Source organism: Chryseobacterium sp. KMC2 (genome assembly GCF_016756935.1).
Classification (GTDB): Bacteria; Bacteroidota; Bacteroidia; order Flavobacteriales; family Weeksellaceae; genus Chryseobacterium; species Chryseobacterium rhizosphaerae.
The window spans coordinates 106281-130397 of the sequence record NZ_JAESIT010000004.1; the positions used below are offsets into that span (position 1 = coordinate 106281).

Below are 24117 nucleotides of genomic sequence, written 5' to 3' on the forward strand. Positions count from 1 at the left end.
AAAAGTTTAAATGTTTTGATTCACCAAGAGTTCCTGTAATTTTTTTCTCGCAAAATTGAGCTGAGATTTGGATGTTCCTTCACTTATGGAAAGCATTGTGGCAATTTCTTTGTGAGGATAGCCTTCAATGGCAAAAAGATTAAAGATTGCTCTGCATCCTTCGGGAAGAAAACTAAGCAGGCTCATAATATCTTTTTCAAAAGAAATATTTTCAGCCGTTCCATCTGAAGAGTGGCTAAAGTTGTCTTCTAAAGAAATAAACATCACTTTATTGGTTCTTAGTTTCTGCAGACATTCATTCACTGCAATTTTCCTTGCCCAGGCTTCAAAAGTTTCAGGATTCTGAAGCTGGTCAATCTTTGTGAAGATCTTATAAAAGGTATCTGCCAATACTTCTTCAATATCTTCATCATTTTTCAGATAGCGTCTGCAGACAGCGTACAGTCTGCCCGCCATTTTCTCGTAAACCTTCCGCTGGGCATTGCGGTCATTACGCTGGCATTCTAATAATAATTTTCGTTCCATAGTCAGGAGTTATATCAGGATAGATGCAGAAACTTTTGAGTAGGTTGGAAACATGGTAAACTTTTTCCTAAAATAGAGTAAATATATGAATAGGCAAAGACCGCTGAGAAAGCAGAAAAGCGGATCCGGGGAAGCTCTAAAATGAATGTACTGATTAATCCTGAATCTGTTTTTCATTCTCAATCCTAAAATTTATTCTTAGCTTTTTCACTTTTTTTAGTTTTTTATGAATTTTTTTTCATTTTACATTTAACTTTTCCCTCTGTAACAAATCTCTATTATCAACGACTATTAATACAAATAATCTTTTTATAGTAATGAAAAATGCGAAAATCGCATCATTGCTTTTTGTTTTGTCTGCAGGAAGTATGATGTTTGCCCAAGATGACTTAATCAATAAGTTAAAAAATAACCACTCACAAAATGCTAATTTTCAGTTCACAACGCTAAAAGACGTTGGTGCTACTTCTGTAAAGAACCAGGGGTCATCAGGAACTTGCTGGAGCTACTCAGGAAATTCTTTCCTTGAATCTGAAATGCAGAGAATGGGCAAAAAGCCTGTAGATCTTGCTGAAATTTTCACGGCCAGAAACTCTTATCATGATAAAGCGAAGTTATATGTTTTAAATAACGGAGCTATCAGTTGGGGTGACGGTGGAGAACTTCACGATGTAATCAATATGTACAAAAAGTATGGAGCTGTTCCTCAAGATGTTTATTCTGGATTAAAAGCCGGACAAACAGTGAACAACTTCAAAGAAATGCAAGGAAAAATAAAGCCGGTATTGGATAGTCTGGTTCAGGCTTCTTCAAAAGGAAAGCTTTCTGATAACTGGATGGATTCTGTGGATGCTATTCTTGATGAATATTTAGGAAAAGTACCTGCTAATTTTACGTATGAGGGGAAAAACTACACTCCCAAAACATTCGCAAAAGAAGTGGTAGGAATTAATCCTGAAGATTATGTAGAATTATCATCTTACAAAGATTATCCTTATTATCAGAAATTTGTAGTTCCAATTCCAGATAACTGGAGCCATGATTCTGACTGGAATGTTCCAATGAAAGATTTTACAGCTATTATCGACAATGCTGTGAATAAAGGATATTCTATCGGGTGGGCAACTGATGTTTCTGAGCCTTATTTCTCTTACAAAAATGGGGTAGCTTATGTTCCTGATATGGACTTAGAGCAAATTACGGCTGAAAATAAGCAGACGTTGTTTACAGAGCCTAAAAAGGATAAAACAATTACTGAAGATATGCGTCAGAAAGCTCTAAACAACCTTTCTACAACAGATGACCACGGTATGCATATCGTAGGTTTGGCCAAAGACCAGACCGGTAAAGAATATTATATGGTCAAAAATTCTTGGGGAGTTACCAATGACTTTGCAGGATACCTTTATGTATCAAGACCTTATGTTGAATACAAATCAACTGCTATTTTGGTTCACAAAAATGCAATTCCAAAAAGTATTTTGAAGCAGTTGAAACCAACAAAAAATATTGGTTTATAGGAAATCACTTCTGCCGCTATAAGGCAGTTTTAGATATTTAAATCTGTTAAAAACCCGCTCCCGGAAAATCCGGGAGCGGGTTTGTTTTATCCCGACTTCTCATACCCAGTATTTTTTGTGCAGAATCCTATACAAACAGGATAACATATATTAATTCCTTTCACTACATATTGCAAAATCCATCCAACATAAAACTGCTGCATATTTTGGAAAGAGTTTGGAAAGCTAGTGGACTGGATTTACGAATCTGCCGTTACGGCATGGAGATACCAGAACTAGAATCAAAACCGGCTTTCAGAATTTCTGAAAGCCGGTTCTTTAATAAATAGGTGAAAAAATTAAATATAAAATAAAGTGAATTATGATGATAAACTGAATGGTGAATCGTCAATTTTGCTTCGCAGTGAATAAAATATGCTGTTAAAAAATTGACAGCGAAACTCATCCTCTATTCACCACTCCATTTAAAATAATACGCCCATACTTTCTGCTGAGAAATCAAGAAGTTCTGCTGTATTTCCTTCTTTGATTTTATTGACCCATTGGTGATCCTGTAAGATTGCTCTTCCTACTGCCACCAGATCAAATTCTTCATGATCAAGCCTTCTGATCAGTTCTGTAAGGTCAGTTTTTTCTGTCCCTTGACCGGCAAAAGCATTAAGGAAGTCTCCGTTTAATCCCACAGAACCTACCGTAATGGTTGGCTGACCGGTAATTTTCTTAGCCCATCCTGCAAAATTTAAATCAGAACCTTCAAATTCAGGTTCCCAAAAACGGCGTTGTGAACAATGGAAAATATCTACTCCAGCTTCTTTTAAAGGTAATAACCAGTCTTCCATTTCATTGGGAGTAAATGCTAACCTTGTTTTATAATCCTGTTGCTTCCATTGTGAAAGACGGATGATAATCGTAAAGTCCTCTCCCACTGCTGCTCTGATGGCTTTTACTACCTCCACGGCAAATCGGCTTCTTTCTTTTAATGTTTTACCGCCATATTCGTCTGTTCTGGTATTGGTTACTTCCCAAAAAAACTGATCGATAAGGTAGCCATGTGCTCCATGAATTTCAAGACAGTCAAAACCAAGATCTTTTGCAGATTTCGCTGATGCCGCAAACTGGGCAATAGTATCCTGAATATCTTCAATGGTCATTGTAGAAGCTTTTTCCATAGAAACCAGCGGATAATCTTCAGACATTCTTGTGTCCCCTACATGCCAGATCTGTGGCCCCATCTTACCTCCATTCTGATGTACGGTATCAATGACGTTTTTCCATCCGTTTAGGGCTTCATTGCCGTAAAAATCCGGGATATTCTGTAAGTTCTTCGACCCAGGTCTGTTGATGACAGTTCCTTCAGAAAGGATCAATCCAACTTCTGAAGCTGCCCTTCTCCCATAGTAGTCTGCTATATTCTGTGTAGGAACTCCATTATCAGATTGTGCTCTGGTCATAGGAGCCATTACAATTCTATTTTTAAGCTGTAAATTCTTATATTGAAACGGTTTAAATAATGACGATGTGCTCATTTTTAAATATTGTTTTATAATTGTTACACAAAGTAACTAATAATAGTTCATTTTTGTATCTCTTATTAAAAAAATAGTGGTAACTTCGCAGTAACTTACATTAGTAACATCAAAGTAACATATGGAATCTCAATTCTATATGTGCTTAAAAAATAAATATCTCCCTATGAAAAAGAATGAATTAATGCAATACAGCTGCCCTTTGGGTAAGGCAATGGCCGCATTGGGAAGCAAATGGAAACCCATTATTGTACTGGTGATCAAAGACCGGAAATTACGCTTTGGAGAGCTTGCTGTACGTATTAATGTTATTTCAAGAAAGGTTCTGACTGACCAGTTACGGGAAATGGAAAGTGATGGTCTGGTGATCCGTGAAGAATTTAAAGAACTTCCTCCAAGGGTAGAATATTCTCTTACGGAAAAAGGATTAGCATTGTTGCCTATTTTATATCTATTGGAAGAATGGGAAGCAAAATACCAGGTGAAAGGAACCTATTCGGAAGATTGTATAGAATTGATAAAGGAAAAGAAAAAAGCAGCGAATGCCTGATTATATTTGGCAGGATAACTTCACTTACTACTTAATTATTCTCTACAATTAACATATTCGCAAAAGGGGTTATCTTTTTATTTCCGATTATTTTCAATCCAGATGGAGCTATAGAACTTTTCCATTGTTTCCAGCTTAAAAAATGAAAGGCTCCGATATTAAAGAAAATAAAATTGGTTGTATCTCTGAACTGTTCAGAAATAATAATCAGACCTCCTTTCTTCAGTATCCTTTTGGCTTCTTTAAAAAACAAAACCCTTTTTTCATGATCTAAGATTTCATGAAGGGCTGTAACTGCAAGAATCACATCCTGAGAATTATCCTCAAAAGGTAATTGATCCGGAGATATTCTGATTTCTCTGGGATTGGGAGGAAATATTTTTTTAGACACTTCAATCCCTCTTTCATCTTCATGGCGGTTTCCGTAAATATCACAAACCGTAAGCTCTATGTGAGGATACTTTTCTTCTAATCTACGGGATAAGGGATCAAAACTCGCATGAATGAGAATAGCATTTTCAGTTGCATTCCAGTCTATATCGTGCTTTAGATCATTCAACTCATAAAGATCAGAAGTATCATAAAGAATATAAGAAGCCATCAGAGACGCGATGATATTCAAAACAATAAGAATACCCAATACTCTCAACAATATAACAAAACAGCTGAATCAAGCTGGAATGAAAGAATAAAAAGAAAAAGTGATACCACTATTCCCAGCAGGATCTTTTTATAATTGAAAAGAATAACTAATTTGGTAATTTTCATGGTATTAATTTTCTAATTGAAATGAACTCTAAAGTGATTGACTACTCTTGTAATCGTATTTTTATATTTCCCAGGCTTCCATTGAGAATAATCAGTCAAAATTTTGTTTTTTGCGATATTCTCAAGTTCATTTTTATACTTTTCATTCACTTTGAAACCACTTACCCAGTTTTCATTCTTTAAATGACTGATACTTCCATTTTTTTCAACAATAAAGCTTATATCCATAAAAGGAGTAGTATGTAGTTCATATTTTAACGAGAGTTTTGTTTTGATCGTTAGAATATACTCATCTTTTATGAATTTGCCTTCTTTTATGAAATAGGGCATATCTTCTTCCGGCAAATCATAAATACTTAAGATTTTAGTTCCTGCTTCAATATTTTGAATCATTAACTCTTCAGCTGCATGCTCAATTTTCTGACGAAAATCTTTTCCGTGAATTCTCTCCATTTTTAAATCAATCATGGCTTTATAACATCCTTTAGTTTGCCCTTCCATCACAACACAGCTATAAATATCGTTTATCACTTCTATCTTTTGTTTTGCCGCATATTCTATTATTTCATCTGCATAAGGAGATGTCTTACAACCAAAACAAGATGTAGTTACATAAATATTTTTATATTTTTCCAAATCTTTCTCAGCCTGTTCAATATCATCTTTACACATTCTATCATTTAGATTTGGATTTTTCACATAGCTACGAAGAAATTCCTTACGATTTGGAGGTTGTTCTTCCATAGGTTTTGCATGATCCTTACAACCTAACAGTAATAGTACGAAAAAAAGATAATGGAGAATTTTCATGATATTTTTTGACATTCCTCGTTTCAAATGTACAAATTACAGTTCTGATATCTTCATTATCTGCTTTCAAAAAAGTACGTAGCTTACGAAAAGGTAAGTATATAGTTTCTTCATTATTTCTGGCTCAAATTTGTAGAAAAATTTTTCATTATGAATTACAAAGAAATTGCGAAGGAAACTATTGGTCATCTGTATAAAGCACACACCAGCATCCGAAAATCCGGCGTTGATGAAAAACTGATTGCATTGGCAGAATTACGGGTTTCTCAAATTAATGGCTGCGCTTACTGCTGCAGCTATCATGCTAAGGAACTTCTCAACTTTGGCTTTGAACAGGATGTCGTAAACAGACTTCCAGGCTGGAAACATACCAATGTCTTCAATGATCAACAAAAGCTTGTTTTAGAATGGGCAGAAGCTGTCACTTTCAACAATAATGAATGGCAGAGAATCAAAGGAAGTTTATTGCAGTATTTTACAGAAAGAGAAATTGTAGAATTGACTTCAAGTATTACTTTGATGAGTACTTTGAATAAGCTGCGAATTACTTTAGCTGAGCAAGATTAACAGTAAATGGGTTGTCTGTATCCGGCAACCCATCAACTATAATTTATTCAAGTTCTATTGGGTTTAAATATTTTTTATTGAGTTCCAATTCTTTCTGCCTTTGATTAATCTTCTCTTGTCCACTTAAAATTGTAGTCCCATAACTCGCCAGTACACCTGCAATATTATCATTACTGGCTTTTAATGCCTGTTCAAATTTGGGCTGGGTGGTTTCAACAGCTTCGGTATATCTGGTTTTCTTTATATTAATTGATTTTCCTGCCAATTCAGAAGTAGGGACAGACTTTATAAGTTCAAAATCATATTCTCCTTTTTCATCTGTTATTTTAATAATTAATCCCGGTAATCCACTGAATTTATAAGGTCCATAAGGAAGTGGAATCTCAGTTGAATACCAGGCAATCCAGTTTCTTCCCTTGTAAGTAACTGCAGCTTTTTTACAGCTGATTGCATTGATTGTTTTTACTTCATCAATAAGCTTCCAATTCCCTATTACCGGCTCTTGATATGTAAGCACAGCCATTCCAACGGGTTGAAAGTACTGTACTTTTTCATTGGACTGTATAATGGTATATGGAAATTTTGTTTTAGGTACTGAAGTCCCATTTTTAAGACTAATGGTTATGCTGCCATCAGGATTATTACCCATTACGTAAGATTTTCCAAGCACTGAATCTTTTTTAATAGATTGTGTACTTGCAAAAAAAGCGCGCTTCTCCCCAACCTGTAAAGAGAAAAATTCTTCGTGTATATAATCCGGAGTCTGTTTGTTTAACTTCGCTTTTAGTATATAAGTAAAGTCCCCTTGTAGAGCATCATTTTTATCTGATTGAGAATAGAATAAAATACTGATAAATAAGGCTAATAATTGAAATAGTTTTTTAGTGTAATCCATAAAGGTGTTTTCGTTATAAAAATGCACATATTTTTATAATTACAAAAGTAAAACTGAATAATTGCTCCTAAAAAATTAATAAAACAAATAAGATCTTCTATTTTTAGCCATATTATAAAAAAGCCGCTCTCAGAAATTGAAAGCGGCTTAAAATTTATCTTTAATCCTAATTAGAATATCGCAGGATATTTCTGAGGATTGGTTTCATTAAACATAGCGTAGATTTTTTCTACCATATCGTCTGTAGACGGCTTACTGAAGTAGTCTCCATCACTTGCATATGCTGGTCTGTGATCGTTGGCAGAAATCGTTAACGGATCTGAATCCAGGTATCTGAATGCTTTCTGCTTTTCTAAGATCTGCTGTAGGATAAATCCTGTTGTTCCCCCTTCCACATCTTCGTCAATAACTACTAATCTGTTTGTTTTCTTAACACTTTCAGCAATTTCGTGAGATAAATCGAAAGGAATTAATGACTGGATATCAATAACCTCTGCAGAGATTCCTAATTTCTCTAATTCATTAGCGGCTTCAGAAACTACTCTCCAGGTAGACCCATAAGTTACCAATGTAACGTCTTTCCCTTCTTTCGTAACTTCAATTTTACCTACAGGAACAGTGAATTCACCTAAGTTATCAGGCTGCTTTTCTTTTAATCTGTATCCGTTCAGACATTCTACAATAATTGCAGGCTCATCCGTCTGAAGCATCGTGTTGTAAAATCCTGCAGCTTTTGTTAAGTTTCTTGGAACTAATACCAGGATTCCTTTTGAAAGGTTCAGAATCCCCGCCATTGGAGAACCTGAGTGCCAGATTCCTTCTAATCTGTGGCCTCTTGTTCTGATGATTACAGGAGCTTTCTGCCCCCCTTTTGTTCTATATTGTACGGTAGCCAAATCATCACTCATCCCCTGTAAACAGTAAAGAACATAGTCTAAGTACTGGATTTCGGCAATAGGTCTTAATCCTCTCATTGCCATACCAATCCCCTGTCCAAGGATGGTAGCTTCACGAATTCCGGTATCTGCTACACGCAATTCGCCATACTTTTCCTGCATTCCTTCAAGCCCCTGGTTAACGTCACCGATATTTCCGGCATCTTCACCAAATACTAAAGTTTCAGGATATTTTGTAAAAATTTTATCAAAGTTATTTCTTACCACTACTCTTCCGTCTACATCTTCAGAGCTATCCGAGTATACCGGCTTTATTTCCTTTACATTTTCAGCCTTCCATTGAGACTGAGAGTACAGGTGAGAAGAATAATTGTCTTTTTCAATTTCAAAAACTTCATTGTACTTCTGCATCAGTTGATTTCTTTCTGCAGAATGAGTTCCTCTTGTTGCCAGTAAAGATTTTCTGATTAAGTGGAAAACATCTTTTTTAGCTTTAGAAACCAGCTTGTTGAATTGAGCAATATAAGCTTCAACTTCAGTATTCTGACCTTTAAGATTTTCCACTAAAGGCAAGATAGACTGCACCAAATCTGTAATTGTTTTCTGATAGCTGTCCCAAGCCACTTTCTGACCTGCTTTTGCTATTTTTTTAGCTTCATCATCAATGGCATCCAGTTCTTCAACGGTAGCAATGACTTCATCTTTTCCTTCAATTTCAATAGAATAGTTCAAAATCCATTCTTTGAATTTTACCAGTCCGTCAAACTGCGTTTCCCAAACAAGACGCTCTTCATTTTTATATCTTTCGTGAGATCCAGATGTAGAATGTCCCTGAGGCTGAGTAACTTCCACTACATGCACTACTACGGGAACACTTTCTGTTCTTGCAAAATGTTCTGCTCTTGCATAAGCATCTAATAAGGCAGGATAATCCCAAGCTTTTACCTGGATGATTTCACAACCCTGGTTGTCTCCTTCTTTTCTCTGGAAACCACTTAACATTTCACTGATATCTGCTTTAGCTCTCTGATTTTTTGTAGGAACTGAAATTCCGTAACCATCATCCCAGATAGATACGATCATAGGAACCTGAAGCGCACATGCAGCATTCAATGTTTCCCAAAAATGACCTTCTGCTGTAGAGGCATCACCAATGGTTCCAAAAGCAACCTCATTCCCTCCTTTCGAGAATTTTTCAGAACCTTCAAAGGTTACGCTTTTATAGATTTTAGAAGCCTGAGCCAATCCTAACAATCTAGGCATTTGTCCTGCAGTGGGAGAAATATCAGAAGAAATATTTTTCTGTGCTGTAAGGTCTTTCCAACTTCCGTCTTCATGTAAACTTCTTGTTGCAAAGTGTCCGTTCATTTGTCTTCCTGCTGAAGCCGGCTCTCTTTCTACGCTGGTGTCAGCATATAATTGTGCAAAGAAGCTTTCTACTGTTAAAGCATCTACTGCTAATGCAAAAGTCTGATCCCTGTAATATCCTGAACGGAAGTCACCATTTCTGAAAACTTTCGCCATTGCCAACTGAGGAAGTTCTTTACCATCTCCAAAAATTCCGAATTTAGCTTTTCCTGTGAGAACTTCTCTTCTTCCGAGATAAGACATTTCACGAGAGATCCTTCCTAACTTGTAATCTCCAAGTATCTGATTTTTAAAATCTTGAAAGGATATTTGCTGTGTTTCAATATAGGTTGTTTGCATAGCTAAGTAAAAAAGTTTTTTATTCTTCAAGTATTTTGCTAATATACACTTTTTAAATTAATTTTAATTTTTAATAATCTTTTTTAAAAATTTGATAATAAAAAAAATTGTGCTTTATTTTGAAAAAAATTGTAAAGATGGAAAAAAAGTCACCTCATATTCTTAATGCATCGAGCAATCTTTTAGGATTCTCACTGATCATTATTACTTCACTGAAAATCAGTAAAATCAGTCGCAATACATATTTGGACGAATTTGCAGGGCTAGCTTGCCTACTTTTCGCATGCAGTTGCTTTTTCTCTTTTCTGGCTATCAGAACAAAAGCAGAAAAGAAGGAAAGCAAGTTTGAGACTATTGCGGATTATTTATTTTTATTCGCCTTATTTTGTATAGTTCTAGCTGTTATTATTGTAACCATGAAAATACTTTAATTAATATTATCCTATTTATCGCTTTAAAATCTGTTTAAAATTACTAATTAAATAAATAAAGATTAAAATTAATAAATAAAAAACACCTAAACAAACAATCAAGTCACTACATAATGATATATTTGTTTTTTCACTATCATATTTGTAATTTCACTCCTGCATATCTCAAAAAAATAAAAAACAGATGAAAATTACATTATTGGCGTTGGTAAATGCTTGGGCATTTCCTACGCTTACAATTGCACAGGTAGGGATCAATACAAGTAATCCCCAGGCTGCCTTCCACGTGGATGCAGCAAAAGATAATCCGACAACCGGAAGTCCTTCTGTACTGCAGCAGGCTAATGATTTTGTTGTAACGGGAACAGGAAATATAGGTATTGGAACTACTGTACCTACGGACAAACTGGATGTTAGTTCAGGAAATGTCAGAATTCGAAATATTAACTCCAATATTGGGGTGGGAGGAAACGACAGGGTTGTAGTAGCCGATGCAAACGGAGTATTAAAGACCATCAATTTTACGGATTATTCGTTATTTCATGCCCGTCTTACGGCCAGCCAAAGTCTTACGACGCTTTCTATTACCACATTACTGTTTTCTACTCCATTAGCAACTTCGCCATTTTATTCCTATAATACAAGTACGGGAATTTTGACTTTCAACCAGCCGGGAAATTACCTGATTACCCTGCAGGCCAGTTTCTCAAATGCGGCAGCCGGAACCCAGCTACTTCTGGGAGTACGTCCTGTTCCTGATGCCAATTATCTGGGAAGGGGAAGTCATTATAATGCTACAGCAACTTCCGGAACCGTAGGAGAGCTTATGAATTATACCACCATGCTGGTCATTCCAACTGCCGGTTATCAAATCCGTTTTACAGCTGCACCTAATCAAAACTGTACAGTTCTGGCGACGGAAACCGGAAGTACCGGAAGTGGAAATGTAACCAACGTAACGATTCAGAAAATTTAAAAGAAAAAATCGGAATGCGATAAGCACTCCGATTTTTTATTATGTATTTTTATTCTTAAAATTTCCTTTCAATAACATAGCTCAGCATACTATGTAAAGAGCTTCGCGCTTCAGAGTCCGGAAACTCATTAAGAATATCTTTAGCCTTTTGCTGAAATTCTGTCATGATTTTTACTGCGTATTCTAATCCTCCGGAACTTTTAACAAATTCTATAAGCTCTTTTACTCTTTTAGGATTATTGTTATAACGTTTTATGGTATCAAAGTAATATTTCTTATCCTTTTCACTGGCTGTTTCCAGAGCATGAATCAAAGGAAGCGTCATTTTCTGCTCTTTAATATCAATTCCTACAGGTTTTCCAATTACATTAGAGCTTAAATAATCAAAAAGGTCATCCTTAATCTGAAAGGCCATCCCGGTGTAAGTACCGAAATCCTGCATTTTTTTGGCAAGTATTTCGTCCGCATTATTGGAAAGCACTCCAATTTCACAGCAGGCAGCAATTAAAGTCGCTGTTTTCTGACGGATAATTTCATAATAAACATCTTCTGTAATATCAAGCTTTCTGGCTTTTTCAAGCTGCAAAAGCTCTCCTTCGGACATTTCACGGATTGTTCTGGAAATGACACCCAGTAAATCGTAATCCTTATGGTCTGTAGATAATAATACTGATTTTGACAAAAGGTAATCCCCCACTAAAACAGCAATTTTATTTTTCCATAAAGCATTAATAGAAAAGAAATTACGACGTTTGAAACTTTCATCCACTACATCATCATGTACCAGGGTAGCCGTGTGAATCAGCTCAATCATAGAAGCTCCACGGTAGGTCTTTTCATTAACATTACCCACCAGTTTAGCGCAAAGAAATACAAACATAGGTCGCATCTGTTTCCCTTTGGTTGTAACAATAAAGCGGGTTACTTTATCTAATAAGGGAACTTTACTTTGCATTGATTCATAAAACTTCTGTTCGAAAAGTTTCATTTCCTCATTGATCGGTTGCTTAATGTCTTCTACAATGTTTGCCACAATCTGCGAATGCTGGGTGAATAATTATTTATTCTCACAAAGATAATTTTTTTCGGTCAATTTTAAGAAAAATTAATCTTTGAGTTTTTCTTTAGGAATAAAATAAAATGCCTGCTTTGTTCTCACTACTGAATATCTGAATTTTTCACCGGATAAATATATTCCGCTTTCATCTACTGCTATTCCTTCTATTTGCCCAATGGCTGTAGCACTTCCAAGATAATAATGCCTGGGTCTTTCTTTAAAAAATACCCCCGGTTCTGTTTCCGTAAAAACATCCAGAAAAACCTCTGTTTTCTTGGTGTAGCCCACTAAATAAAGTTTCTTATCAAAGTAAGCGGCATCCGTTACCATAAAATTGGTTTTATAAGATTCCGTCTTTACAGCTCCTTGCTTTTCATATACTTCAGGCTCTATTGTATAATGTGTGGTGGCTTTCGCTGCCCATTCTTTTGTAAAAAGATGAATTTTCCCATGAGCATATACCATGGCTTCTGCATCAAAATCCGTATTATAATAGCTGGATATATAGTCCGTCTGCTCAGGATAGTGAAACAGAATTTCCTTTAGGCTGCTGTTTTGCAGGCTATCATTCTGTACGGGCACTTTAAAAATCTTAAGATGCCTCCTGCTTCCATCATTATTTCCAAAATCTCCTATATAAAAATGAGTGCCATCATTGGTAAGAGCTTCCCAATCTGTGTTTTTAGCATCTACTTTTAAAGTATGTAAAATCTCTCCTGACGTTTTGCTGATCTCGAACAATTCCGGAGCATTACCGCTATCATTGAAGGTATATAATTTTCCATTGAACATACTCAATCCTGAAGTTTCCTCAATTTTATGATCCAGATAACTGACTCTGTATTTTTTTATTTTCAGAAAATCAGTTTGCTGTGAAAATGCGAACTGACCAATGATAAGGCTAGTAACCAGAAGGATTTTTTTCATAAGACAAAAATAAGGCTTTAAGTTTAAACAGAGAGAAGACGGGGGTTGAGATTCGCGGGGTGAAAAAAATAAGTACATTTTGCTCATTGATTATTGTAAAGAAAGACCACAGTTTAATGTATGATCATTTTACTCCCCGAAAAGGAGTGGAAAATCTGAGACTGGACGGGATGAGCTCAAAAGAAAACGGGCTAAAAAGCCCGTTCTCATGATAGATTTTTATTTAAAATTAACTTATAGGTTAAGCAATTTTCTGTGTTTCCTGATTTTGCGGCTGTTCTTTCTTTCTAGCCTGTCTTGCAAAATACTCTTTCTGATATTGTCTTACGGTCTTTCCAGTGCCGTCATGTCTCCATCCCGGAGAATTAAAAATATAATTGATTCTGTCTGTGAATTTTAATCCCGGTTGTTTAAGGTCTTTCCAGATTTTCCTCCATTCATAGAAAAGAACGGTATCCGGTCGGTTATCCGGCATTTTTGGATAAATTCCGTATTTAATAGGAACATTGGGATCTTCTTTTTGAAAGGTCCCGAATATTTTATCCCAGATAATAAGGCACATTCCCATATTTTTATCCAGGTATTTAATATTGCAGGCATGGTGTACACGGTGGTGAGAAGGGGTTACCAGAATATATTCCAGGATTCCCATAGTCTTCACGGTCTGTGTATGCACCCAGGTTCCATATACCTGTCCGATGGCATAAACCACCATAATATGCCAGGGATTAAAGCCCAAAAAGGCCAGAGGAGAAAAGTATAGGTATCTGTAAAGTGGCTGCAGCACAGGGCTTCTGAATCCTGTTGTCAGGTTAAAATACTCTGAACTATGGTGTGTAATATGAACAGCCCAGAATGCTCTGGAACGGTGATCCACATAATGCAGCACATAATAGGCGAAATCTGTCACAACAAAACAGATCAAAAAATACCAGATGCTAAAATCCCATGAGAAAAGCTTGTGATGGTAAAAGAAAAACATTACCCCCATTGCAAAAGCTTTCATAATAAGATCGAGGCCGAAGTTCATCAATGCCAGGTAAACATTGGTTGCAAGATCTTTCCCACTGTATAATTTAGCTTCAGAAATATGGCTGTAAATCATTTCAGCCAAGATAACTGTAGCGTGAAGTGGAATTGACCATGCATATACATTTTCTAACCCATCTTCATTCATAAAAAAGTCCATCATCACAAAATAATTTGTGCAAAGGTAGGGCTTTAGACAATGTAGTAAAGGGGGTTTTAACCTTTTTTAAGGAAATTTTAATCGGTAGCTTTATTGGCCAATTGTCCGCAGGCAGCATCAATATCACCACCACGACTTCTTCTGACCATTACCGTAATTCCGGCATTTTCAAGCTGACGAATATAGTTTTCTTCCGCCTGTTTGTTACACTGATCATATTTTCCGTCTCCAATCGGGTTGTATTGAATAAGGTTTACTTTAGAAGGAACCTGTTTACAGTATTTGATTAAAGCTTTAATATCCTCATCCCCATCGTTAATTCCTTTCCAGACACAATATTCAAACGTAATAACTGAACCTGTCTTTTGGTACCAGTACTGAAGTGAATCCATGATATCCGTTAACGGGAATTTATCTGAGAAAGGCATGATCTCATTACGCTTTGATTCGATGGCAGAGTGAAGGGATAATGCCAGTTTCACACGCAGTTCATCGTCAGCAAGCATTTTGATCATTTTAGGAATTCCGGATGTAGATACGGTAATTCTTCTTGGAGACATTCCTAAACCTTCCGGCTGGGTGATCTTTCTGATGGCTTCCACTACATTTTTGTAGTTCATCATTGGTTCTCCCATTCCCATGAATACGATATTGGTAAGGGGTCTCTCAAAGTACATTTTACTTTGGCTGTCAATCAGGGCTACCTGATCTACGATCTCCGCCACTTCAAGGTTTCTCATCCTTTTCAGTTTCGCCGTAGCACAGAATTCGCAGTTGAGTGAGCAGCCTACCTGTGAAGAAACACAAGCTGTAGTTCTTGTTTCTGTTGGTATAAGAACAGATTCTACCAATAATCCATCATGGAGTTTTACTCCGTTTTTGATTGTTCCGTCTGTGCTTTTTTGAAGAAGGTCTACAGAAACGGGATTAATGGTATATTCTTCGGAAATTTTTTCACGAAGTGATTTCGAAAGATTCGTCATTTCATCAATCGAGTGGAGGTTTTTACTCCATAGCCAGTCATAGACCTGTTTCGCACGAAACGGTTTTTCTCCTAAAGATACAAAGTAGTCTTTAAGCTGGTCTAATGATAATATACGGATATCTTTCATTTCAGGTGATAGGTTGTAGATGACAGGCTGCAGCTATTAATCTAGCCGCAACCTATAACCTAATATCTTTTTATAAAATTAACATTGCATCACCGTAAGAATAGAATTTATACTTTTCTTTTACGGCTTCTTCATAAGCATGCATTACGAAATCTCTTCCTGCAAATGCTGCAATCATCATCAATAATGTTGATTTTGGCGTGTGGAAGTTGGTGATCATTGAGTTAGCTACTCCAAAATCGTGAGGCGGATAAATGAATTTATTAGTCCAACCATTGAAAGCAGAGATTTTTTTGTTTGAAGAAACAGAAGTTTCCAATGCTCTCATGGTAGTAGTTCCTACGGCACAAACTCTTCTGTGAGTTTCTACAGCTCTATTGATGATTTCAGCATTTTTCTCATCAATAATGATTTCCTCAGATTCCATTTTGTGTTTAGAAAGATCTTCTACCTCAATTGGGTTGAATGTTCCTAATCCTACGTGAAGCGTAACTTCAGCAAAATCAATCCCTTTGATCTCCAATCTTTTCATTAGGTGTCTTGAGAAGTGAAGACCTGCTGTAGGCGCGGCTACGGCTCCTTCTATTTTTGCATAGATCGTCTGGTATCTCTCAGCATCTTCAGGTTCTACTGCTCTTTTGATATATTTTGGAAGCGGAGTTTCTCCTAATTCCTTTAGTTTTGTTCTGAATTCATCGTAAGAACCGTCGAATAAAAATCTTAAAGTTCTACCCCTTGAAGTGGTATTGTCTATTACCTCAGCTACTAAAGATTCATCTTCAGTAAAGAATAATTTGTTACCAATTCTGATCTTTCTTGCCGGATCTACTAATACATCCCAAACACGAGTTTCTTTATCAAGCTCTCTTAAAAGGAAAACTTCAATTTTAGCTCCTGTTTTTTCTTTATTTCCATAAAGACGTGCAGGGAAAACTTTAGTATTATTAAAAATAAATAAATCCTTCTCATCAAAATAATCCACAACGTCTTTAAATAATTTGTGCTCGATAGTTTCTGTTTTTCTATCAAGAACCATTAATCTAGCCTCGTCTCTGTGTTCTGATGGATGCTCTGCTAATAATTCCTCAGGAAGATCAAAATTAAAATCTGATGTTTTCATTTTAAATTACGGTTTAAAAATTATTGAAATTACAAGGTGTAATTTTCGGAGTGCAAATATACGACATTCAAGACCCCTTTGTCAAGTATTATTTACAATGAAATATAAAACCGTGATTTCACGGGAATTTTTAACCGAAAAAAAGATTAATTTAGTCTCAGATAAAAAAGTTATGTACTGAATTGTCAATTTTATCACAAATATACAATTCATACTCACCCATACATGAAACATCAATAATTACAATTATGAGCAAATATTCAATTGAAGCTTTTATCAATGAAACAAAAGAGAATCCACAACAAAGAGATTATTTTGAGCTGGAGACCAAACATCTTTTAGAGATCAACCTTAATAACCAGGCTGTATGGACAAAAAGAGGCAGCATGGTAAGCTATGTGGGCAATATCAATTTTGAAAGACAGGGAATGCTGGCCGGAGGTATTGGTAATCTTTTAAAGAAAGCGATCAGCGGTGAGGGTGCCAGGCTGATGAAAGCTGAAGGAACGGGGAAATTGTATGTAGCAGATTCGGGGAAAAAAGTCCGTATTCTGTATTTAAATAACGAATCTGTATGCGTGAATGGTAATGATATTTTAGCGCATGAGCAAAGTGTAAAGAGTGACATAACGATGCTTAAAAGTGTTGCCGGCATGATGTCGGGAGGTCTTTTTCAGGCCAAACTTTCGGGAACGGGTCATATTGCCATAACTACCCATGGTGATCCTTTGACTTTACTGGTTACTCCTGACACTCCTGTGTTCACAGATCCTAATGCTACTGTGGCATGGTCCGGAAACCTAAGCCCGGAGCTGAAAACAAATGTTTCCTTTAAAAGTCTTATCGGAAGAGGAAGCGGAGAGGAATTCCAAATGAAGTTTTCAGGAAACGGATGGGTACTGATCCAACCGTATGAAGAAGTGTATTTTACAGAAAAATAAAGCTCCTTAACCTTGGGCAATTTTTGTACTTTCGTATCAGTTAAAAAAACAAAAGCAGATGAATAACCTGATAAAATTAGTTTTTGTACTGGTTCTGTTTCCTTCTACAATTATTGCCCAGGCATCAAAGGAAAATTACACATACCATATCGATCTTCATCATGTATCGAATGATGAAGTCACAGTTTCTTTTACCCCACCCAAAAACAATCTTACACAAGGGAAGTTTATCATTCCCAAACTTGTTCCCGGATTTTATCAGGCTATGAATTTCGGGCAGTATGTCTCCAATCTTGTTGCCACGGATAAAAAAGGGAAAAAGATACTTACCGAACGTCTGGACAAAAACAGCTGGATGGTACATGACCTTAAGCATGTCAACAAAATATCATATCAGGTCGCAGACGGATGGGACTCGTTAGAAAAAGATACCCATGAAGCCAAATCTGCCGGCAGCACATTTATTAAAGACAGTGTTTTTGTCATCAATTACAATTCTTTAGTGGGATATTTTGAGGAAATGAAAGATATTCCCTACCAAATCAACATTACAAAAAATAAAGATTTTTATGCCTCTTCTGCTCTGGATTACAAACAGAAAAATAAAAACACCGATATAGTATGGGCAAAAGATTACCGCCAGTTGGTAGACTCTCCTGTCTTATACTGTGTTCCTGATACCACCTGGCTGAAAATAGGCCATACTGAGGTTCTTGTTTCATTTTATAATAAAAAAGAAAGACATTATTCAAAAAAAATAGCTCTTGAACTAGAGAACATTTTGAAAAACCAGCAAGCTTATCTGGGAGGGTCGCTACCGGTAAAGAAATATGCCTTTTTGATTTATTATGAATCTGCTAATGAAAAGGGATTTATGGGAGATGGGCTGGAGCATTCTCATTCGACAGTCTGCCTGTACCGCTCCGGGAGTATGAATTTTATTCCTTTTGCTTTAAACAGAGTAGCTTCCCATGAATTCTTTCATATTATTACGCCTCTCAACATTCATTCAGGAGAGATTCAGCATTATGATTTTCTAAATCCTACCCTATCCAAACATCTGTGGTTATATGAGGGAATGACAGAATATGCCACCATCCACATGCCTATAAAACAAAAAATGATAAGCCTGGAGGATTTTGCAAAAACCCTGGAAGAAAAGATAAAGGGCATGAAAGAGTTTGACAACACGCTATCTTTTACGGAGATCAGCAAAAATGCCATGGAAAGACAGGACCAGTATATGAATTTTTATCAGAAAGGACCATTACTGGGCATGTGTCTGGATATCAGATTACGGGAGCTTTCCGGAGGAAAAATGGGTACCCAGGATCTGATGTTGCAGCTGATGAAAAAATATGGAGAAGGCAAATATTTTAATGATGATGAACTGTTTGATGAAATTACCAAAATGACTTTCCCGGAAATACGTACATTTTTCAGAGACTTTATTGAAGGTACCCAACCCATTCCTTTGAAAGAATATCTGGCAAAAGTGGGTTTTACTTATGATGAAACTACCAGAAAAGTGAGTCTTTCCTCCAACCCCGATTCAAAACAGTTAGCTTTAAGGAATGCATGGATAGGCCAATAAATACTTAATATAATTTGATCTGTACTACATAAATAATTGATTACTTTTAACGTAAGTAATTCGGTACTAAACTAAAAATATATTTTCCATGAAAAAAATACTTTCAGGAATCCTGATGATGATGATTCATCTGGCCTATCCGCAGATACAGAAAGTTGAGCAAGTCATTGACTCCTGTGTAAAAAAAGATAATTTCAATGGGAGTGTATTGGTTGCGAAAGGTGGCAAAATTGAATTACTTACCTATAAAGGGTTATCAAACAGGCATTATAATATTCCTTTTTCAGATGAAACCAGATTTCATATCTTTTCACTTACCAAAACTTTTACTGCAGCATTGATCATGCAGCTTTATGAAAGAGGAAAAATAAATTTAGACGCTCCTATTTCCACTTATTATCCTGAATACAAAGGGGAAGCAGCAAAAAAAGCAACCATAAGGAATCTCCTCACCTATAGCAGTGGAAGAGAAAATAAAGACATCAGCTCTCCTGAGCTCATTCATCAGGCTTATGATAATACGTTATGGGATCTGGATGATTTCATCAGTACTTTTCTCTCTGAAAAACTGATCGATAAGCCCGGTACGAAATTCAGTTATAACAATGGGGATTTTATCCTTCTTGGAAAGATTATTGAAAAAATATACCATCAGCCTTTTGAAGACGTCCTTAAAGAACAGATATTAATTCCTCTGAAAATGCAGAACACAGGATTTCTTCACCATAATGACATCATTAAAAATATTGATGAGGGCTATACTGCTGATGACACCAATGTTTTTGCTCTCCACACCCCTACCAACACCTATATTGACAATTTTTATTCTGCCGGAGCCATGTATTCTACGCCCAAGGATCTTCTCATTTTTGATCAGGCTCTCTTTAACCATACTCTGATTAATAAAGCAACATTGAATACCATGCTTACTCCGGATAAAAAACTGGAAGATACAGCACTGGGATTTTGGGTGTACCCTAAAAACTTTGGTTCTGTACATACCCTTTTTGTGGAACGTCAGGGAGAAGGTTATGGACACAGTGCCAACTGGGTACATCTAGCCGATAAAAATGATCTGACCTTAATTATTCTATCCAATACAAAAGACATTAAATACTTGAATAAAATGAGAGAAAAATTGATTACGGCTTATTTGGGGCAGTAAGAGGGGATAATATTAGCAGTAAGAGGGGATAATATTAGATGTCAGATGTCCAGATACTAGATATCAGATATGTACACCAAAAGCTATTTTATATTCTCCCACTCTAATACTCTAATACTCTAATACTCTCAAACTCTAGTACTCTCCCCCCTTCTCACCACAACTTATTACCGCCCTCTCTTCGCTGTGATTTACAAAAGTTTTAATATATTTAGAAAAAAAATAGATGGACAATAGTACTTCCCGCAGGAACTTTCTAAAAACAGCAGCTTTGGCGAGCTTTGGAGCATTGGTCGTACCCAATTCTTTATTTGCCTATTCAAATGATTTTAAAACAGATAAAAAAGTCCGCGTCGGTTTTATCGGTGTTGGGCTTCGTGGACAGGAACATGTAAAACTACTGGCAAAACGTAATGATGTAGAGATCATAGCATTTGCAGATCCTGATAAAAGAATGCTTGCAGCTTCTCAGAAAATATTAAAAGACAATAATAAATCGGCTGCTCAGGAGTTTTCAAACGGAGAATATGACTATAGAAATCTTTTAAAATCAAAAACAATAGATGCGGTTGTTATTGCAACTCCATGGGAGTGGCATCTTACGCAGGGGGTGGAAGCTATGCGCGCCAAAAAGATTGTTGGAATGGAAGTTTCCGGAGCTATTAAGCTTGAAGATTGCTGGGAATTTGTGAAAGTATATGAGGAAACAAAGGTTCCTATTTTCATGATGGAAAATGTATGCTACCGAAGAGATATCATGGCTATTCTGAATATGGTCCGTAAAGGAATGTTTGGAGAGCTGGTTCATGGAAGAGGTGGCTACCAGCACGATCTGAGAGGAGTCCTTTTCAATGACGGAGTAAACCCTTATAATTCCGGAGCTGAATTTGGAGAAAAAGGCTTCAGTGAAGCAAAATGGAGAACTGAACATTATGTAAAACGTAATGGAGAACTGTATCCTACGCATGGATTAGGGCCGGTTGCCATGATGATGGATATCAACCGTGGAAACCGTTTAACAAGACTTTCCTCATTCTCTTCAAAATCTGTAGGATTACATAAATATATCGTAGAACATGCTAAAGGTGGAGAAAATCACCCGAATGCCAAGGTAAAATTCAATCAGGGAGATATCGTCACTACACAAATTGCCTGTGCCAATGGGGAGACAATACTGTTAACCCACGATACCAGCTTACAGAGACCTTATGATCTTGGATTCCGTGTACAGGGAACTGAAGGATTGTGGCAGGATTTCGGATGGGGAGATTTCAACCAGGGGAATATTTATTTTGAAAAAACAATGAACCACAGCCACCGTTGGGAAAATACGGAAAAATGGATGAAAGAATTCGATCATCCGATGTGGAAGAAGTTTGAAAATACAGCAGCAGGTGCAGGACATGGCGGAATGGATTTCTTTGTGATGAATACTTTTATTGAATGTATCAAACGCAATATAGAATTTCCAATGGATGTTTATGACCTTGCTTTATGGTACTCTATTACGCCGCTTAGTGAAGAATCTATTGCCAAGGGCGGCCAGGTTGTTGAGATTCCTGATTTCACCAATGGTAAATGGAAGACCCGTAAACCTGTATTTGGAATGACCGATGAGTTCTAAAAAAACATTACTCATATTAGCCGGCGGATTAGGCAGCCGTTATAAAGGTCTCAAGCAAGTGGATGGAATACTTGATAACGGTTCTCCGATTTTGGAGTATTCTATCTATGATGCACTGGAGGCTGGTTTTCGTAAAGTAGTCATTATTGTCAACAGGCTGATCCCCCAAAATTATATTGAACGGCTCAATGCTCTATCCGAAACAAAAGGGTTTGAGCTGCATTGGGTGTATCAGGAAATGGACCATATTCCTGTTCATCATTTTGATTATTCAGAACGGCAGAAACCCTGGGGAACCGCTCATGCTGTTCTTTGTGCAAAAGACGTTATACATGAGCCTTTTGTCATGATTAATGCAGATGATTTTTACGGAAAAGAAGCCTATCAGCTGGCAGCTGACGAAATTGACCTTCATCATATTTCCGATGCAAGATTGGCTATGGCAGCTTATCCCGTGAGTACTACATTAAGTGGTAACGGAACTGTTGCAAGGGGAATCTGCACTTTAGATCCGGACAGTTTCCTGATCAAAGTAGAAGAACAGACGTCTATTCAAAAGGTAAATGACTCAATTATGTATACAGAAAACGGGCAATCGGTAAAAATAGCTCCCGACACATTAGTATCCATGAACTTTTTCATTTTCCATCCCGGTATTTTTAGTGCTCTGGAAACCTATTTTTATGATTTTATAAAATCAGGTCCGATGCCTACTCAGGAATTTTATATTCCTTCAGCCCTACAGAGAATGATAGATGAAAAAAAGGTGAAAGTAAAAGTGAAAACCTCCCCTTCCCAATGGATGGGAGTAACATACGCAGACGACAAAAAGAGCATTAAAGATTTTCTGACTTCAGAAATTCAAAAAAACAGATACCCGGAAGATTTATGGAACTAAACAGCATTGTCAATCAATTCATTGGTACAAATAATTATAACATCTCACCTATTACAGATGGACTGATCAATACCACTTACCTCTTAGAAGATAAAGACCAGCAGAAAAAGTTTATCCTGCAAAAGATCAATCATGCCGTTTTCAAACAGCCGGAGATCATCATCAACAATCATATTATTGTCAATCAACGTTTAGAAAATGACAATTATCCTCTGCAGCTGATCAAACCCATCCCTTCTTTGGCAGGAAGTTTTATCGTCTATGATGACCATATGGATTCCTGGAGGTTATCCAGTTTTATAGAAAATGCACAAACCCTTTTTAAAATTCATGACCAAGCCTCTGCCTATGAATCTGCAAAAGCAATAGGATGTTTTCTTAATGCCATTAATACAGGAGATATTCCGGATATCCAGTCTCCAATTCCTGATTTTATCAATTTTGAAAAAAGAATTACAGATTACAGGAATTCATTGCAGGCTGCCGATGTAGCCCTGATAGAAAAAGCTTCTCCCGAGATTGAAGAGGTCAATGATTTACTGTTCTTACCTCAGCACTGGATTGAAATGGAAAGAAATAATACGCTTCCCCGCCGAATCATACATGGAGATCCTAATGTCAGAAATATCCTTTTTAATACCGACTTCAGTCCTCTGGCTGTTATTGATCTGGATACCATCATGATTTCTACTTTATTATATGACTTTGGAGATATTGCCAGATCCTACACCAATACAACAAATGAAGATGATGGCAGTGCTCTGAAAAACTTCAGTCCATCAATATACAGGGCGGTAAAAGACGGGTTCCTTCTTCATTTAAAAGAAAAGCTGGTATTCAAAGAACTTGAGCATCTTGATTATGCAGCCCAGGTGGTGATCTATATTCAGGCAGTTCGTTTTCTGACCGACTATCTGAATGGAAGTACTTACTACGCTATACAGTATACTGAACACAATCTCAACAGAACGCGCAATCAGCTAAAACTGTTAAAAGGATTGAGAAGATATCTGAAAGCTGATTGATTTCCAGCCTAACAGATTGATCAGATTGTTGATACAGTAAGAAATACTGATACTTTCTCTATTCCTATGGCGTAAAAAAGATAATAATGGATCATTCCATTCTCTTGCCATTCCGCAGGAATCTAAACACGTATACACAATAAAATTATAGACTTTCATCGAACTTTTGATTAAATTGGATCTTCGGTTTGTGGTCAAAAATCAAATTAACATCATTAACCACCCCGTCAAAAATTCTTCGAATTTTTGCCACCCTTCCGGAGGAGGGGAATATAGAAGCTTCCATTGTCATAT

At 36.6% G+C, this 24117-nt stretch carries 22 protein-coding genes; 11 read left to right on the plus strand and 11 right to left on the minus strand.

Annotated elements, in window-relative coordinates:
* Window positions 1–6: 6 nt before the first annotated feature.
* Window positions 7–525: an RNA polymerase sigma factor gene (locus JML65_RS06175; RefSeq protein WP_047486537.1), complete on the minus strand. Its 519-nt coding sequence runs from the start codon at window positions 523–525 to the stop codon at window positions 7–9.
* 317 nt (window positions 526–842) lie between these two features.
* Between JML65_RS06175 and JML65_RS06180 the strand changes: the two genes are divergently transcribed.
* On the plus strand, window positions 843–2045 hold the full coding sequence (locus tag JML65_RS06180) for an aminopeptidase C (RefSeq protein ID WP_047486539.1): 1203 nt from the start codon (window positions 843–845) through the stop codon (window positions 2043–2045).
* A gap of 464 nt (window positions 2046–2509) precedes the next feature.
* On the opposite strand, the gene JML65_RS06185 is transcribed toward JML65_RS06180, so the two are convergent.
* Window positions 2510–3571, minus strand: a complete 1062-nt coding sequence (locus JML65_RS06185; RefSeq protein ID WP_047486540.1) for an NADH:flavin oxidoreductase — start codon at window positions 3569–3571, stop codon at window positions 2510–2512.
* Window positions 3572–3737: 166 nt separating this feature from the next.
* Here JML65_RS06185 and JML65_RS06190 point away from each other — a divergent pair, with 166 nt between their 5' ends.
* Window positions 3738–4121 (plus strand): winged helix-turn-helix transcriptional regulator, encoded by a 384-nt coding sequence (locus tag JML65_RS06190; protein WP_202270227.1) that lies wholly within the window; start codon window positions 3738–3740, stop codon window positions 4119–4121.
* 31 nt (window positions 4122–4152) lie between these two features.
* Here JML65_RS06190 and JML65_RS06195 read toward each other — a convergent pair whose 3' ends face one another.
* Entirely contained in the window at window positions 4153–4722 is a 570-nt protein-coding gene (locus JML65_RS06195; protein ID WP_202270228.1) for a class I SAM-dependent methyltransferase, read from the minus strand.
* A 179-nt stretch (window positions 4723–4901) separates the two neighbouring features.
* Entirely contained in the window at window positions 4902–5633 is a 732-nt protein-coding gene (locus JML65_RS06200; protein WP_202270229.1) for a hypothetical protein, read from the minus strand.
* Between the two features lie 216 nt (window positions 5634–5849).
* Between JML65_RS06200 and JML65_RS06205 the strand changes: the two genes are divergently transcribed.
* On the plus strand, window positions 5850–6266 hold the full coding sequence (locus JML65_RS06205; RefSeq protein ID WP_202270230.1) for a carboxymuconolactone decarboxylase family protein: 417 nt from the start codon (window positions 5850–5852) through the stop codon (window positions 6264–6266).
* Between the two features lie 43 nt (window positions 6267–6309).
* On the opposite strand, the gene JML65_RS06210 is transcribed toward JML65_RS06205, so the two are convergent.
* Both JML65_RS06210 and JML65_RS06215 read right to left on the minus strand, forming a co-directional pair.
* Window positions 6310–7161, minus strand: coding sequence for a GLPGLI family protein (locus JML65_RS06210; RefSeq protein WP_202270231.1), 852 nt, complete (start codon window positions 7159–7161; stop codon window positions 6310–6312).
* A 170-nt stretch (window positions 7162–7331) separates the two neighbouring features.
* The gene (locus tag JML65_RS06215) at window positions 7332–9764 is read right to left on the minus strand and encodes a thiamine pyrophosphate-dependent enzyme (RefSeq protein ID WP_202270232.1); all 2433 of its coding nucleotides are present in this window, start codon (window positions 9762–9764) and stop codon (window positions 7332–7334) included.
* 137 nt (window positions 9765–9901) lie between these two features.
* On the opposite strand from JML65_RS06215, the gene JML65_RS06220 reads away from it, so the two are divergent.
* Both JML65_RS06220 and JML65_RS06225 read left to right on the plus strand, forming a co-directional pair.
* On the plus strand, window positions 9902–10195 hold the full coding sequence (locus JML65_RS06220; RefSeq protein ID WP_047486547.1) for a hypothetical protein: 294 nt from the start codon (window positions 9902–9904) through the stop codon (window positions 10193–10195).
* A gap of 184 nt (window positions 10196–10379) precedes the next feature.
* A complete protein-coding gene (locus JML65_RS06225) occupies window positions 10380–11171 on the plus strand; it encodes a hypothetical protein (RefSeq protein WP_202270233.1) in 792 nt (263 codons plus the stop codon).
* A 55-nt stretch (window positions 11172–11226) separates the two neighbouring features.
* On the opposite strand, the gene JML65_RS06230 is transcribed toward JML65_RS06225, so the two are convergent.
* The 5 genes from JML65_RS06230 to queA form a co-directional block, all read right to left on the minus strand.
* Window positions 11227–12204 carry a polyprenyl synthetase family protein gene (locus tag JML65_RS06230; RefSeq protein ID WP_115917385.1) on the minus strand — a complete coding sequence of 326 codons (978 nt, stop codon included), beginning with the start codon at window positions 12202–12204 and terminating at the stop codon, window positions 11227–11229.
* Window positions 12205–12276: 72 nt separating this feature from the next.
* Window positions 12277–13155, minus strand: coding sequence for a hypothetical protein (locus JML65_RS06235; protein WP_084087276.1), 879 nt, complete (start codon window positions 13153–13155; stop codon window positions 12277–12279).
* Window positions 13156–13396: 241 nt separating this feature from the next.
* Window positions 13397–14347 carry a sterol desaturase family protein gene (locus JML65_RS06240; RefSeq protein ID WP_202270234.1) on the minus strand — a complete coding sequence of 317 codons (951 nt, stop codon included), beginning with the start codon at window positions 14345–14347 and terminating at the stop codon, window positions 13397–13399.
* 74 nt (window positions 14348–14421) lie between these two features.
* Window positions 14422–15456: a 23S rRNA (adenine(2503)-C(2))-methyltransferase RlmN gene (gene rlmN, locus JML65_RS06245; protein ID WP_047486557.1), complete on the minus strand. Its 1035-nt coding sequence runs from the start codon at window positions 15454–15456 to the stop codon at window positions 14422–14424.
* Between the two features lie 70 nt (window positions 15457–15526).
* Window positions 15527–16576: a tRNA preQ1(34) S-adenosylmethionine ribosyltransferase-isomerase QueA gene (gene queA, locus JML65_RS06250; RefSeq protein ID WP_047486560.1), complete on the minus strand. Its 1050-nt coding sequence runs from the start codon at window positions 16574–16576 to the stop codon at window positions 15527–15529.
* Between the two features lie 248 nt (window positions 16577–16824).
* Between queA and JML65_RS06255 the strand changes: the two genes are divergently transcribed.
* From JML65_RS06255 to JML65_RS06280, 6 genes are all read left to right on the plus strand, one after another.
* A complete protein-coding gene (locus JML65_RS06255; protein ID WP_047486564.1) occupies window positions 16825–17517 on the plus strand; it encodes an AIM24 family protein in 693 nt (230 codons plus the stop codon).
* A 58-nt stretch (window positions 17518–17575) separates the two neighbouring features.
* A complete protein-coding gene (locus tag JML65_RS06260; RefSeq protein WP_202270235.1) occupies window positions 17576–19111 on the plus strand; it encodes a hypothetical protein in 1536 nt (511 codons plus the stop codon).
* A gap of 88 nt (window positions 19112–19199) precedes the next feature.
* Window positions 19200–20276: a serine hydrolase domain-containing protein gene (locus JML65_RS06265; RefSeq protein WP_202270236.1), complete on the plus strand. Its 1077-nt coding sequence runs from the start codon at window positions 19200–19202 to the stop codon at window positions 20274–20276.
* 226 nt (window positions 20277–20502) lie between these two features.
* A complete protein-coding gene (locus JML65_RS06270) occupies window positions 20503–21900 on the plus strand; it encodes a Gfo/Idh/MocA family protein (RefSeq protein WP_115917379.1) in 1398 nt (465 codons plus the stop codon).
* Window positions 21890–22798, plus strand: coding sequence for a sugar phosphate nucleotidyltransferase (locus JML65_RS06275; RefSeq protein ID WP_202270237.1), 909 nt, complete (start codon window positions 21890–21892; stop codon window positions 22796–22798). Before JML65_RS06270 ends, JML65_RS06275 begins: the two co-directional genes overlap by 11 nt.
* Complete coding sequence (locus JML65_RS06280; protein ID WP_202270238.1) at window positions 22789–23823, plus strand: aminoglycoside phosphotransferase family protein; 1035 nt, start codon at window positions 22789–22791, stop codon at window positions 23821–23823. The genes JML65_RS06275 and JML65_RS06280 overlap by 10 nt, the downstream gene beginning before the upstream one ends.
* The last annotated feature ends 294 nt before the right edge of the window (window positions 23824–24117 follow it).

What these genes read in the sequence shown, in the direction of transcription:
- JML65_RS06275 (WP_202270237.1), top strand. Translation starts at nt 21,890, where the DNA reads ATGAGTTCTAAAAAAACATTACTCATATTAGCCGGCGGATTAGGCAGC.
- JML65_RS06235 (WP_084087276.1), bottom strand. Translation starts at nt 13,155, where the DNA reads ATGAAAAAAATCCTTCTGGTTACTAGCCTTATCATTGGTCAGTTCGCA.
- JML65_RS06270 (WP_115917379.1), top strand. Translation starts at nt 20,503, where the DNA reads ATGGACAATAGTACTTCCCGCAGGAACTTTCTAAAAACAGCAGCTTTG.
- JML65_RS06180 (WP_047486539.1), top strand. Translation starts at nt 843, where the DNA reads ATGAAAAATGCGAAAATCGCATCATTGCTTTTTGTTTTGTCTGCAGGA.
- JML65_RS06190 (WP_202270227.1), top strand. Translation starts at nt 3,738, where the DNA reads ATGAAAAAGAATGAATTAATGCAATACAGCTGCCCTTTGGGTAAGGCA.
- JML65_RS06195 (WP_202270228.1), bottom strand. Translation starts at nt 4,722, where the DNA reads ATGGCTTCTTATATTCTTTATGATACTTCTGATCTTTATGAGTTGAAT.
- queA (WP_047486560.1), bottom strand. Translation starts at nt 16,576, where the DNA reads ATGAAAACATCAGATTTTAATTTTGATCTTCCTGAGGAATTATTAGCA.
- JML65_RS06265 (WP_202270236.1), top strand. Translation starts at nt 19,200, where the DNA reads ATGAAAAAAATACTTTCAGGAATCCTGATGATGATGATTCATCTGGCC.
- JML65_RS06185 (WP_047486540.1), bottom strand. Translation starts at nt 3,571, where the DNA reads ATGAGCACATCGTCATTATTTAAACCGTTTCAATATAAGAATTTACAG.
- JML65_RS06200 (WP_202270229.1), bottom strand. Translation starts at nt 5,633, where the DNA reads ATGGAAGAACAACCTCCAAATCGTAAGGAATTTCTTCGTAGCTATGTG.
- JML65_RS06280 (WP_202270238.1), top strand. Translation starts at nt 22,789, where the DNA reads ATGGAACTAAACAGCATTGTCAATCAATTCATTGGTACAAATAATTAT.
- JML65_RS06240 (WP_202270234.1), bottom strand. Translation starts at nt 14,347, where the DNA reads ATGATGGACTTTTTTATGAATGAAGATGGGTTAGAAAATGTATATGCA.
- JML65_RS06255 (WP_047486564.1), top strand. Translation starts at nt 16,825, where the DNA reads ATGAGCAAATATTCAATTGAAGCTTTTATCAATGAAACAAAAGAGAAT.
- JML65_RS06225 (WP_202270233.1), top strand. Translation starts at nt 10,380, where the DNA reads ATGAAAATTACATTATTGGCGTTGGTAAATGCTTGGGCATTTCCTACG.
- JML65_RS06210 (WP_202270231.1), bottom strand. Translation starts at nt 7,161, where the DNA reads ATGGATTACACTAAAAAACTATTTCAATTATTAGCCTTATTTATCAGT.
- JML65_RS06175 (WP_047486537.1), bottom strand. Translation starts at nt 525, where the DNA reads ATGGAACGAAAATTATTATTAGAATGCCAGCGTAATGACCGCAATGCC.
- JML65_RS06205 (WP_202270230.1), top strand. Translation starts at nt 5,850, where the DNA reads ATGAATTACAAAGAAATTGCGAAGGAAACTATTGGTCATCTGTATAAA.
- JML65_RS06220 (WP_047486547.1), top strand. Translation starts at nt 9,902, where the DNA reads ATGGAAAAAAAGTCACCTCATATTCTTAATGCATCGAGCAATCTTTTA.
- JML65_RS06260 (WP_202270235.1), top strand. Translation starts at nt 17,576, where the DNA reads ATGAATAACCTGATAAAATTAGTTTTTGTACTGGTTCTGTTTCCTTCT.
- JML65_RS06215 (WP_202270232.1), bottom strand. Translation starts at nt 9,764, where the DNA reads ATGCAAACAACCTATATTGAAACACAGCAAATATCCTTTCAAGATTTT.
- rlmN (WP_047486557.1), bottom strand. Translation starts at nt 15,456, where the DNA reads ATGAAAGATATCCGTATATTATCATTAGACCAGCTTAAAGACTACTTT.